Annotated in this window: 12 protein-coding genes and 2 other RNA genes; 4 read left to right on the plus strand and 10 right to left on the minus strand. The window is 31.4% G+C overall.

Translation table 11 applies throughout. The annotated features are described in order from the left end of the window. Positions 1-227 precede the first annotated feature (227 nt). Both GOY13_RS02570 and hisS read left to right on the plus strand, forming a co-directional pair. A complete protein-coding gene (locus tag GOY13_RS02570) occupies positions 228-800 on the plus strand; it encodes a NifU family protein (RefSeq protein WP_175814256.1) in 573 nt (190 codons plus the stop codon). Continuing rightward, a complete protein-coding gene (gene hisS / locus GOY13_RS02575) occupies positions 797-2032 on the plus strand; it encodes a histidine--tRNA ligase (RefSeq protein ID WP_175814257.1) in 1236 nt (411 codons plus the stop codon). The genes GOY13_RS02570 and hisS overlap by 4 nt, the downstream gene beginning before the upstream one ends. A gap of 24 nt (positions 2033-2056) precedes the next feature. Here hisS and GOY13_RS02580 read toward each other — a convergent pair whose 3' ends face one another. From GOY13_RS02580 to GOY13_RS02610, 7 genes are all read right to left on the minus strand, one after another. Beyond that, positions 2057-2488, minus strand: coding sequence for an invasion associated locus B family protein (locus GOY13_RS02580; RefSeq protein WP_246214290.1), 432 nt, complete (start codon positions 2486-2488; stop codon positions 2057-2059). A gap of 55 nt (positions 2489-2543) precedes the next feature. After that, positions 2544-3437, minus strand: a complete 894-nt coding sequence (locus tag GOY13_RS02585; protein WP_175814259.1) for an RNA polymerase factor sigma-32 — start codon at positions 3435-3437, stop codon at positions 2544-2546. Between the two features lie 278 nt (positions 3438-3715). Further along, entirely contained in the window at positions 3716-4423 is a 708-nt protein-coding gene (locus tag GOY13_RS02590) for a P44/Msp2 family outer membrane protein (RefSeq protein WP_175814260.1), read from the minus strand. 292 nt (positions 4424-4715) lie between these two features. After that, positions 4716-5048 carry a YbaB/EbfC family nucleoid-associated protein gene (locus GOY13_RS02595; protein ID WP_246214291.1) on the minus strand — a complete coding sequence of 111 codons (333 nt, stop codon included), beginning with the start codon at positions 5046-5048 and terminating at the stop codon, positions 4716-4718. A gap of 3 nt (positions 5049-5051) precedes the next feature. Then, entirely contained in the window at positions 5052-6536 is a 1485-nt protein-coding gene (dnaX, locus tag GOY13_RS02600; protein ID WP_175814261.1) for a DNA polymerase III subunit gamma/tau, read from the minus strand. A 19-nt stretch (positions 6537-6555) separates the two neighbouring features. After that, an RNA gene (gene ffs, locus GOY13_RS02605) (signal recognition particle sRNA small type) lies at positions 6556-6651 on the minus strand. A 640-nt stretch (positions 6652-7291) separates the two neighbouring features. Next, entirely contained in the window at positions 7292-7948 is a 657-nt protein-coding gene (locus GOY13_RS02610; RefSeq protein WP_175814262.1) for an O-methyltransferase, read from the minus strand. A gap of 229 nt (positions 7949-8177) precedes the next feature. Between GOY13_RS02610 and GOY13_RS02615 the strand changes: the two genes are divergently transcribed. Then, on the plus strand, positions 8178-8456 hold the full coding sequence (locus GOY13_RS02615) for a DUF2671 domain-containing protein (RefSeq protein WP_175814263.1): 279 nt from the start codon (positions 8178-8180) through the stop codon (positions 8454-8456). A gap of 36 nt (positions 8457-8492) precedes the next feature. Here GOY13_RS02615 and GOY13_RS02620 read toward each other — a convergent pair whose 3' ends face one another. From GOY13_RS02620 to ssrS, 3 genes are all read right to left on the minus strand, one after another. Continuing rightward, positions 8493-9185: a thioredoxin domain-containing protein gene (locus GOY13_RS02620; protein WP_175814264.1), complete on the minus strand. Its 693-nt coding sequence runs from the start codon at positions 9183-9185 to the stop codon at positions 8493-8495. 50 nt (positions 9186-9235) lie between these two features. Beyond that, positions 9236-9694 (minus strand): type II toxin-antitoxin system RatA family toxin, encoded by a 459-nt coding sequence (locus tag GOY13_RS02625; protein ID WP_175814265.1) that lies wholly within the window; start codon positions 9692-9694, stop codon positions 9236-9238. Between the two features lie 16 nt (positions 9695-9710). Then, positions 9711-9873, minus strand: a non-coding RNA gene (gene ssrS, locus GOY13_RS02630) — 6S RNA. A gap of 636 nt (positions 9874-10509) precedes the next feature. On the opposite strand from ssrS, the gene GOY13_RS02635 reads away from it, so the two are divergent. Then, positions 10510-11811, plus strand: a complete 1302-nt coding sequence (locus tag GOY13_RS02635; protein ID WP_175814266.1) for a bifunctional folylpolyglutamate synthase/dihydrofolate synthase — start codon at positions 10510-10512, stop codon at positions 11809-11811. Positions 11812-12126 lie beyond the last annotated feature (315 nt).

Consider the following 12126-nt stretch of genomic DNA (forward strand, 5'->3'; position numbering starts at 1 on the left):
ATCAGTCTTATTCCCAGCAAATTTTTGCTATTATTGAATTTATCTAAAAATCTAAAAAATAGAATTTTTAGCAAAGCTTACTACCCTTTCTCATTAAGAAGAAAAAATACAATAATACTAGGCTTATAAATATCGCTACTATTAACGCTAAAAAAATATGAACCAGTGTATACTTTTCATCATTTTATGATTAAATAGTAACAGTTATAATCCTTATGGTAATCAACATGTTCATTCAAATCGAAGAAACACCAAATCTAAATACACTGAAATTTCTTCCAGGATTTTCAATTTTAAATGAAAAAGAAACTGCTGACTTTTCAAGTGCAAATGAGATAAAAAATTCTAAATTAGCAACAAACCTTTTCCAAATAGAACACGTGGTAAGAGTATTTTTTGGTCATGATTTTATTTCAGTGACAAAATCCAATGAAGCCAATTGGAATACATTAAAAGTTGAAGTTTTAACTACAATTATGGATCACTTTACTTTCGGTGGTAAAGCTTTAGATGGAGAAAGAATAAATGATAATGACATGCTGAAAGAAGAATTCTTTGATGAGAATGATATGGAAATTGTAAATAAGATAAAAGAATTAATGGAAAATTATATTAAACCTGCAGTTGTTCAAGATGGTGGTAACATAAAATTTCGGGGTTATAAAGATGGGATAGTTTATGTTGAGCTGCAAGGAGCTTGTTCTGGGTGCCCAAGTGCTGCAATTACTCTTAAGCAGGGAGTACAAAATATGCTTTTCCATCATATACCTGAAATTCTAGGTATAGAGACTATACTATGATCACCCAAATAGTTAGAGGAACAAAGGATCTATTATTTGACGAATGGTATAAATTAAAGTATGTAGAGCAAACAGCAAATAGAATTTCAAATTTATATGGCTTTTTACCTGTTCAAACTCCAATATTTGAATATACAGAAGTCTTTACAAAGACTCTAGGTAACGGCTCAGATATCATTAATAAAGAGATGTATACTTTTAATGACAAAGGAGGAAAGAACATAACTTTGCGTCCTGAGTTTACTGCATCAGTCGTTAGGTTATTGGTTGAAAAAAAACTACAAACTCCGATAAAATTATTTTCAACAGGACCTGTATTTCGATATGAGAGACCACAGAGAGGAAGACAAAGACAATTCCATCAAATAAATTTCGAAGTTTTTGGAGTAGAAGATCCAAAAGCTGATATTGAATTGATATCACTCGCTCAACACTTATTGACTGAATTTGCTATAGATAAGAACTTTAGGCTAGAAATTAACTCTTTGGGTGACAGTAAAACAATACCAAAATATAGAGAAGCTCTTGTGTCATACTTTAAAAAGTTTCAAAATGACCTGTCAAAAGATAGCCAAAATAGATTGATTAAAAACCCACTTAGAATATTAGATTCTAAGGATAAGATAGATAAAGAAATAATCTCTGGTGCACCTAAGATCAGTGATTATTATACTGAAGATTCCTCATATTTTTTTAATCAAATACTAAACGGGCTAACAGATCTTGATATACCATATATTGTAAACAATAAATTAGTTCGTGGGTTGGATTATTACTGTCACACAGTGTTTGAATTCATTACAGAAGAATTGGGTAGTCAAGGAACAGTACTTGCAGGTGGAAGATATGATAACCTGATGTGTTCAATAGATAAGAAATATACTTCAGCAATAGGGTTTGCTGGAGGTATTGAACGTATAATGGAATTGGTTAATTTTTCCGTAAAAGAGGAGAGACCTGCTTATCTAATCCCTATAGGAAAGAAGGCTGAAGAATATGCTTCAACACTTGCAAGCAAATTACGTAGAAGTGGCTTATATATAATCTACGAATATAATGGAACGCTTAAAAGCCGTATGAAAAAAGCGAATCAGGCAAACGCTAAAGCTGTAATTATTTTCGGTAATGAAGAATTGAATAGCAAAATCTTAAAAATCAAAGATATGGATACAGGTAAAGAAAAAATAACCACTTGTGATGATATAATAAAAAACAACCACAAATTTTTCTAACATAAGTTTGATTAATATGATTTATTACTTGTAGCATGAATTATGCATCTTTTTATATGCTTCTTGAAAGCCAAGTAGAGAGTAGGTATCATTAACAATTTCTGCTTTCGTTTTTCCACTAACTACCATTGATAATCCTTGCTTCATTTTGAGGATTAAATCCTTATCTGTTTCTGTATACTCTGTCCACGCAAAATTTCCCTGTACTATAGGTAATACATATCTAACTTTTTTATCTACATCAAGAACTACTGGTTCTTTATCATACTGAAAGCCAGAAGTAACACTTACCTCATCTACTTCTTTATTAATATAACTAACCATAACATATGGCTTGCGAATAGATGTATAATGTTTACTTTTTTCCTTAGGGTAAGATATAATATAGCATGTCATTTCTCCATCTTCTAATGTAGTATATAAAAACCAGTCTTTATACTTTTCCTTTAACTGCATACAGTTAACTGATGCGAAAGTGGTTATTGAAAAAAATATTAAAAATGAAAAAAAATTACCCATGTAAGTCAAGCTTCAAACTTTCTAAGTTTATATGCCGTTTTACCTTACTCATCGCTTGCTCAGCTAGTTGTCTTATTCTTTCTCTTGAAATACCATACTTTTTACCAAGCTCATCTAAAGTTTGAGTATTCTCAGATAAATACCTGCTAACGAATATATCCCTTGACCTCTCGCTAAGGCTTGCTAGCGCATTTCTTAGAATTGTTTCTTTCAATTCTCTTTCTTCATGGTTTTGGTAAGTTACTTCTTGACTCCCAGAGTTACAAGGAATTATATCCTGTAGTTCCTTTTTAGAATCATCACCTAACTTTAGACAATTATTTAGTGACTGATCCTTATAAGCTAATCGATAACTCATTTGCACAACATCACCTTCAGAGACAGAAAGCTCATTAGATATCGCTTTTATTTCTTCATTATTTAGGGTTTCTCTATTTGTATACTGTAAAATCCTTTTTTTTATTCTACGCAGACTAAAAAATAATTTTCTTTGTGCTTGCGTTGTGCCTATCTTTACGAACGACCATGATTTCAATATAAAATCTTTTATTGAAGCTTCAATCCACCACACTGCGTAAGTTGAAAAACGAAACCCTAAGTTAGGATTAAATTTTCTTACTGCATGCATTAATCCTATATTCCCTTCCATAATCAAGTCCATGAGCAACAGCCCATAGTTTTTGAACTTCATTGCAATTTTCACTACTAAATTCAAATGGCTAGTAATTAATTTATGAGCAGAAGAAATATTCTTGTATTGGTGCCAATTTCTAGCCAACATTATCTCTTCTTCTTGAGAGAGCATAGGAAATTTTTGCACTTCTGCAATATATTGCATTAAATTAGCATTACTGTTAATAGATAGACTCACTACTGGGACCAACATAACAAACCTAAACTAAACCCTATGCATACATATATATAATTTCTATTAAAAACTCAAGTTTTTATTCAGAATAAGCACAGCTTATTGCTTTACATATGATCGAAAACCTTGTAAGCTCCAATGATTGATATATTTATATAAAAACTAAAGTAGCATACAGCATATGATAAGATTCCAATACATAAAAAAAGGAATAAAAATATCACCCCTTTTTCTATGTCCCAGCACCAGCTACTAAAACAATAAAACTGGGACAACAAGAAGAATTGCAAAATAGACTAGAAGTTAAATATCAACCCAGCTTCTGCGCCAATAGTGCTGTAAAGAACTCTGATTCCATCTTTAGTAGATTGCTGATCACTTTCAGCAATTGGCTTATCGAACTTAGCACCATAAGAACCAAAATAGCGAGCTCCAGCAAAGAGCTTTATTTCTGGAGTGAGGTCATAGCTAACACCAGCCTTTGCTTGATAAGCAAAACCAAATCCATATTCCTTATCACCTGCAACTTTGACTGCTAGAGGATTGCTTAGGTATGCTGCACCAACACCAACTCCAATATATGGAGTAACTGGCATATCTTCAATTGCTACATCATAATATACGTTAACTAATCCTGAGAATGCACTTAAATTATCTGCAATTGCTGGAACAGGAGCTGTTTCAAGCATATCTTTACTTAGCTGTGAGTAAAGACCTTCAATATCAACTCTAATATCATCCATCTTATAACCAAAAGCACTACCACCAGACATGAAGGAAGCTTTATAAAGGTCAGTAGTATTAGCATCCGCATTCTTTTTTTTAGCACCTATAATACCACCAACCTCTGTCTTAAAAGGTAAAAACTCACCATTATACTGCAAGCGAACGTAACAGCTTGTTTCTTCGTCAACTATTGATCCAATAGGATCAGAGAAAGCAACACTTGATAAACTTAGCAACGTCACCAAAGCAGTTGCTGAAAAAAATCTTTTATAATACATAATTACCTCGTCAAAAAAATTTGAATTACACCTTAGAAATTTAAATAAAAGCTAAAGTTAAGTCAAGTACTAACTTAATAATATAAAATACTTGACATTTAAACTTAATTTTTAATAAAAAGCAAAGACTTCATTCATAAAAATGAAATTATACTACTTTCTATCTCAAATATTTTTCTGACTTAGTATCTTTAACCCTTTATACCATTTTCTTACTACCCTACTGGTATGTAGATATTTATGAAATAAAACAGACTAAAAATATTAAAGATTTAGCCACAATATAAAAATTCTAAAATGGAAGCTTAAATCCAGGTGGTATACCAATCATGCCTGCAAGACTAGAGGTTGCATTTGTCATATCTGCCTCTGCTTTTTTTATAGCATCATTGAATGCTGCTGTTACTAAATCCTCTACTATATCCTTCTCCTCACTTCTCATAAATTCTAAGTCTATGTTTATCTTCTTAGCTTTATAGCTGCCTATTTTTACAACCTCTACTAATACAGAAACCTTTCCACCACCAGAAATACCTTGAAACTCCTTTCCAACATATTTTTCCTGAGCTTCTACAAGCCTTTTCTGCATTTCCTGTGCTTGCTTCATTATTTGATTAAAATCCACAATCTACTCCTTACTTTCTATATTAACTACCCTTGCACCCTTAAATGTATCAAGTATATCCTTAATTGCAGGTGCATAATTTAAGTCATTAACCTCTTTATTTGCGTAACACATATCGATTGTTACTAACCATTGTTGTTTAGTCACCTGATTCAAGCAATTTTTTAAGTCATTACAAAAGCTACTGCTTAACTGAGATACAGCCTTCAACTTTAAATAGCCAGGTTTGCAATCTATTAATTTTAGATTACTACATAGCTGTTTGTAAAGATAAATTTGATTATTCTGCAGTAATAGTTGTAGAATTTTATCGAAATCATAATTTTTTTGCTGTGTATTCTCCATATTACACGCGTCACTATGCTGTTTATTCTGTGCAAGAACCTTTTTAATCACTTCTTCAGGAGAAGGCAAATCAGAAAGATAACATAGACTAATTAATATCATTTCTGCAGCAACATCATTACATGTTGAGGCTTTTATATCCTGAATTCCCTTAAGTAACACTCTCCATAATCTTGAAAAGAATATCAAAGATTTTTTTGTACTTAATTCTTTTATCTTCTCTTTTCCGTATTCTAGTATGGAATTATTAACCTCTTTTGTAATTAAAAAACGGCATATTAACTGAATCATTTGTAATAGATTTTCAAGGATGCTGAGTGAACTTACCGTTTTTGCTGCTTCATCAAATACAGACAAAGCTTTCCGTAAATTACCATCTAATATGGTTTCCATCAAACTAAACACAATATTCTCCTCTACTAGACCAAGTATTTCTGTCACATCTTCAATAGATATAGAGCAATCTCTGCTATATAACATTGCTTGATTCATTAAAAATAAAGCGTTACGCATCGAATTGCTGCAATGGTATGCAATTAATTCTGATGCTCTACTTTCAATAAAGTAATTTTCTTTTCGTGCAATGTCATTCAAACGATTCATTATTTTAGTAGCAGGTATTTTACGGAAATCGAACCTTTGACAACGAGCAATAATAGTTATTGGTATTTTTTTTATTTCCGTTGTTGCTAGAATAAATTTCACACTAGATGGTGGCTCTTCTAAGATTTTAAGTAACGCGTTAAATGCACTACTTGATAACATGTGTACTTCGTCTATGATGTAGACTTTGAATTTGGAACTTACAGGTAAGTAACAAGTATCTCCCAATATCACTTTGATATCTTCAATACTCGTGTGACTTGCTGCATCAATTTCAATCACATCTGGGTGATTTGAATTTTTTATTGCTAAACAATTTTTACATAATCCACAAGGTTCAAAAGTGGGTCCTAAAGAACAATTTAGGCATAAGGATATTATTCTTGCTGTTGTAGTCTTGCCAACCCCACTACTGCCAGAGAGCAGTATAGACTGTGGAATTTTGTTAAGAGCAAAAGCGTTTTCCAGTACACGCACTAATATGTCTTGACCTACCAAATCTTTGAAGCTGCCAGGGCGATATTTTAATGCTATATTCATAGCTTTTAATTCAACCGAGAATAATAAATGGTATGCAACCCAAAAAGATTCTGATATGGCTGCTTCATTCCTGACCTGACCAAATTACAGAGTTTTTGCCTGCATACCTCATAAGAGGTTATACTTTTTTTTCTACTTGGCAAGGTATACTCTGTATTGGTTCTATAATTTTATATAATATATTGCTCAGCACCACTTTTTTGTAGTAAATAAAAGTTAGTTGTTACAAAAGTAGCTACAAAGTTATTTTTCAACGTTCACCTATGTTATATAATACTGATACTTCACTCGAATAATAAAAATAAGGAGAAGAAGTGGTAAGAAAGTAATCTGTGATTCTGTATAACTTTCTTTTTTTATCCATTTCTACGAAGGTTGGATTTTTCTCAGAGAAATAAAGTTAAACCTTGATTCAGTATACGAAAACCTATAGAAAAAGCGTAGAATTCATGAAGATTAACCAATCTTGCTAGAAGCTAGTGTTTATAGGTAATAATTTTATTATAAGACACAATGCCATTTGTGGTTCTTAGAAGAAACAATAGCATTACTAAATTAATAGACTCTTCTTACCGCTATCGATTCTAAAATAAGAGTCCTAATTAGCTAATTTTATAACGAAATTTAAATGTATCATATATAAATACTGAAAAAGTACTCTACTGTTAAATCTAGACCTATGTTTCATAATCTGTTCTAGAGAAAACGCCTAGCACAACTCTCTACTAAGGCACTAGGAAGATCTTGATTTTAATTTACGTTAGTTTTAAAGCTAGAGTCATCCCTTCATCGGTCGGAATTAATACAGAGTAATACCTTTTTTCATCTGATAGTCTATAATTAAATTCTCTCATAGCAGACCATGATTTTTCTGATACCTTTTTTGGTGGCAATTTTAGAAACACTGTGTTAAACAATAAAGTATTATCAGCAACAATTAGTCCATCTTTTTTAAGATGTAGCTCCGCCCAATCTAAGTATTTAGGATAGCCACTCTTGTCAGCGTCAATAAACACCATATCAAATGGTGCTCGTGTCGACAATTCGTTCAACTTTTCAGATGCACTACCTTCCATTAAAGTAATTTTACTGTTCAAATCGAAAACACTAAAATTTTTCCTTGCTATGCTCGAGTGCTCTGGATTACTCTCTATCGAGTATATATGGCCATATTCAGGTAGAGCTTTTGCCATACAAATTGATGAATAACCATATAATGTACCAATTTCAACAACGCTTCTTACCCTATGGATTTTTATAAATAAGCTAAGTAACTTTCCCTCTTCAGCACTAATCTGAATGTGTTTCTTACTCCCCAAAATACAATATTCTTCTATTTTTTTGTATTCCTTCGCAAATAAGTCTCTTATATATGAGGATTTTTCACTAGAGTTATTCGTACCATATCGCATATCAAAGTTTGATTTAAGTAGAATATACGTATTAGTTTAAGATAGCAAATACATTTACTTTAATCTACTATTTAATAGTGTAAAATTTTAAGTGACAAAAATTATTATATATAATATTATGATTAACTAGTATAACAGTCTGTTGACTGTTGCACTAAAAATTAAAGGGGCTGCTTGTGCGCATTCCTTTTTATTAAAATATTTTTTGTAATCAGTTAAAGGGAGTTATATGTCTTGTAATATTGCTGGTGAAGTTGAACAGTCAAATAAAAAATCTAACAAAGATGAAGGGGTTGCATTATTGCATAATCCAGCCTATCGTGAGAAATATAGGGAACGTTTTGATGAGGCGCAGAAGAAAGTCATGGATATGGTTCAGTTTTATGATGGGACAATAATGTTAATAGAAAATAAAATTGCTATGTATTACTATGCCTGGCACAGTAAAAAAAGAGAGTTTGAGCGCAAAAAACAGCAAGCAGTAATAAAAAATGAAGGTCAAGTATAGTCGATCTTTTGTGTGTAAGCTACAGTGGTAATACTGCTATAGCTTTTTCACATAGTCATCTATTATATTAGCTAAGTATTCTAGTGTCTTATACCCTTCATGCTTAATTTCATTATGTCCTATGTATGACGCATCACTGTTAGGCTTGATAAAAAATATTGGAGTGCCTGTAATACCAAGCTTATTGATTGCTAGTGATTTATAGCCTATAACTTTATCCATTATTTTTTTATCACTAATGCAGTAATTAAATGCACTTTGCTTTAAATTACTTAGTGCAGCAACTTTTTGCAATACAGTTAAGTCATTAAAATTAGAGTAATTCCATGAATCTATCGAATTAAAAACAGATTTATTAAAGTTAAAAAAATCCTCTGCCTTTTCGTAACAATTGCTTAGCATTGCAGCTTTTAATCCCCTATAATCCATAGGGAAATGACGGAATATGTACAATATTTTCCCTGTATCTATGTATTTTTCTTTAACTTTTGGAAAGACCTCCTTGTGAAAAAGGTAACAGTGATAGCAAGTAAGTGAGGCATACTCAATCATTAGAATTGGTGCTTTTGGATCCCCTAATGATTTATCATCAGGTAACGGTGATAGCAGATCTTTTTGTGTTATTTCATTAGTCTCTTGAGTAGATTGGTTATCAGGCGATTCTTGTATAACAGTTGCATAAGAATCAATACTTATGAAAAGTAATGTAAATAGCAGTCTAAAGATCATTGCAATATGAATACTAACTGACTAAAAGCTATACACTTATATAAGTAATGTCAAGATAACTTTGAGTCAGAAAAGTTTTCAATTCTATCTTTAAATGCACCAATTATTTCTCTTTGTGCATATTTACAAACTGAATCTAATAAGCTAGAAAGTAATCTAGATTTGAACTCAAATTCTATATAAAACTTTACCACAGTCTTATTTTTATCTATAAAAATAAATCTCCATTCATTGTATAAGCATTTAAATACCCCACTTAAAGATATAGCTTTTATCCAACTTTCATTTCCTTTTCCTGGAGAAAGGAATGTTACCTCTGACGTATAACTGCCTTTAATACCATAAAAAGCTGCTAGCAAATCTACAACCATCTTACCATGATTTTTTTTTATATAAGCAGCTTTGCACCAAGGAATAAAATCAGGATACTTTTCAATATCAATTACAACTTGAAACACATTGCTAAGTGAACAAAGAAAGATGGTTTCCTCTTTATATCTATAAAGCATAAACATAATTAACTAAGCAGAATCCGTACCTACCGTCAGTCTTAGTAAATTCCTGAGACCTAAAGTTAAGGTGGGTATCACATATTAACTTTAAAAAAATTAATAGAGGCAATTCCCTTGACTAGAAATTATCGCTCGGGAAACTTAACTCAACTTCACAACGAGTAGAACAGATTCCTGTAAAGGATAGCTAGTTTTTATATGTCAGTCTACAGCTATATTACAGTTAATAACAAAACTAACAATTATACAACCTTATTAAACTTTACGTTTTAAGTGTTACATCACAAAACACATTTTATGTATATTACCATCATTATGGTCTCTTTAAATATCTCATATTAATTGTATAGATCATAAAATTTTGTATATATAAAGTATTAAGTAGATGGTCTGTTTATAGAAAAATAAAAATCAGAATTCGTACAAAATTATAATAGATTACTCAAAATAACACTAACTTCAAGAAAATACTGAGCTTTTCCATTATGGAATTAAAGAGAAAATTTATTAATGGAACATAAGGTATACCTAGTGCCTACGTGCCAAAATTTTGTACAAGCATATCAATGATAGTGAGATGGCTATAACTAGATTAGGATAGTTGACGACAAAACTTATTTGATCAATATAAGATTTCCTCATAACGAAGAGTTTATAAAGATTAACCCTTAAGTTAGTAAATATGATAATTTATTCTTAATAAACAATGTTGCAGTAAAACAATATTATTAACCAATATTTTCAATTCAGTAGAGAAAATTCATGCATATGGTATAATATCTATCATAAGTAATTAAAGTGTAAAACAACCTATGATATATATGCCTCATTGGCCTAAGACGCTTGGCAATAAGCTAAGCGATTTCTCTCTTAATCGCATAAAAAATTTTCTAAATAAGCTAGGAAACCCAGAAAAAAAAATGCCACCAACTATTCACATAGCTGGCACTAACGGGAAAGGCTCAACATTATCATTTATAAGGTATATTCTGCAAGCAGCAGGATATAAGGTGCATGCATATACTTCTCCTCATTTAGTAAACTTTAATGAAAGAATAGTTGTTACAGGTAATTATATAGAAGATAATGAATTATACAACTCATTAGAAGAGTGCCGCAATGCAATTGCAGATCAACATATCACTTTATTTGAAGCTGCAACTGTTGCAGCTTTTTTGATTTTTTCTCGCCACAAAGCAGATATCACTCTAATTGAAGTAGGCATGGGTGGGAGGCTAGATGCAACAAATGTTATAGATAATCCAATTTTAACTATCATTACTTCTATTGGACTCGATCATACCGAATACCTTGGCTCTACTTTGGAAACCATAGCAGGTGAAAAGGCCGGGATCATGAAGTATGATGTTCCTTGTGTAATAGCCCCACAAGGAAGATCTATAATGAATACGCTAGAACGCTATGCAATAAATAATAGATCTCCTTTATTTAGAGGTGGTATTGAGTGGAGCTGTAAAAAATATAATAGCGAAATGATTTTTCAATCGAATGCTCAATCAATAAAATTCCCCTTGCCATCTTTAAAAGGTAACCATCAAGTAATTAATGCAGGAAATGCTATCGCAGCATGCAGCATTTTGAATCGAAAGTACGGATTTGATGTTCGCAAAGAAAGCATCACTTCAGGGCTACAACGCACCTATTGGCCTGGAAGGTTAGAGCTTATAAAAGATGGAAACTTAATTTCTCTACTACCAAAAGATTGGAAATTATTTTTAGATGGTGCACACAATAATGATGGTGCAAGAGTATTATCTGAATGGGTAAAAGATAATTTCTATGAAGGTATATATACAATTTTCGGCATTACAGGCAACAGAAATGTAGAAAAATTTTTAGGGTATTTGAAACCATATATTAAGTTATTATGTGTTGTTTGTGTTAAATCTGAACCAAAAGCAATAAATACAAACTTAATTAGAAGAAGAGCCAATAATATTGGAATGAATGCTATTGAGTGTGAGTCAATTAGTGATGCAATATTAAACCAAATACTAAGAGCTCCTATTCAAAACATCAAAACCATATTAATTTGTGGTTCATTATTTCTGGCCAGAGATTTTACCATGGAAAACACTCACAATTTTTTGTAAGCAGTAAATTTCTAATTTAGAAAACAATTCCCATCCCTTGAATAGGAGACTTTAATTTCTCTGAAAAAGAGTTGACTCGCACACCTAAATAAGCAAATCAAAATTTCGTAGATAAAATATCAAAGATACAAAAATCACTCTATATCAGGTAATCCAACTTTTGCAATTCTAACTTAATCTTATCACCTTTCAAAAAATCTTTGCATTTCCAGTCGGAACTAAACAAAAATGCAATATAAAGGTAATTAACCAAGTTAAGCTCTCTTGTTTCTGATATATATGCTTAATAGTTGAATTAAAAATGAAGCTTATTAA

Source organism: Wolbachia endosymbiont of Cruorifilaria tuberocauda (genome assembly GCF_013365475.1).
Classification (GTDB): Bacteria; Pseudomonadota; Alphaproteobacteria; order Rickettsiales; family Anaplasmataceae; genus Wolbachia.

Bases quoted from the DNA above. Each gene is read 5' to 3' on its own strand.
- GOY13_RS02570 (WP_175814256.1), top strand. From the start codon at position 228: ATGTTCATTCAAATCGAAGAAACACCAAATCTAAATACACTGAAATTT.
- hisS (WP_175814257.1), top strand. From the start codon at position 797: ATGATCACCCAAATAGTTAGAGGAACAAAGGATCTATTATTTGACGAA.
- GOY13_RS02580 (WP_246214290.1), bottom strand. From the start codon at position 2,488: ATGCAGTTAAAGGAAAAGTATAAAGACTGGTTTTTATATACTACATTA.
- GOY13_RS02585 (WP_175814259.1), bottom strand. From the start codon at position 3,437: ATGTTGGTCCCAGTAGTGAGTCTATCTATTAACAGTAATGCTAATTTA.
- GOY13_RS02590 (WP_175814260.1), bottom strand. From the start codon at position 4,423: ATGTATTATAAAAGATTTTTTTCAGCAACTGCTTTGGTGACGTTGCTA.
- dnaX (WP_175814261.1), bottom strand. From the start codon at position 6,536: ATGAATATAGCATTAAAATATCGCCCTGGCAGCTTCAAAGATTTGGTA.
- GOY13_RS02610 (WP_175814262.1), bottom strand. From the start codon at position 7,948: ATGCGATATGGTACGAATAACTCTAGTGAAAAATCCTCATATATAAGA.
- GOY13_RS02615 (WP_175814263.1), top strand. From the start codon at position 8,178: ATGTCTTGTAATATTGCTGGTGAAGTTGAACAGTCAAATAAAAAATCT.
- GOY13_RS02620 (WP_175814264.1), bottom strand. From the start codon at position 9,185: ATGATCTTTAGACTGCTATTTACATTACTTTTCATAAGTATTGATTCT.
- GOY13_RS02625 (WP_175814265.1), bottom strand. From the start codon at position 9,694: ATGCTTTATAGATATAAAGAGGAAACCATCTTTCTTTGTTCACTTAGC.
- GOY13_RS02635 (WP_175814266.1), top strand. From the start codon at position 10,510: ATGATATATATGCCTCATTGGCCTAAGACGCTTGGCAATAAGCTAAGC.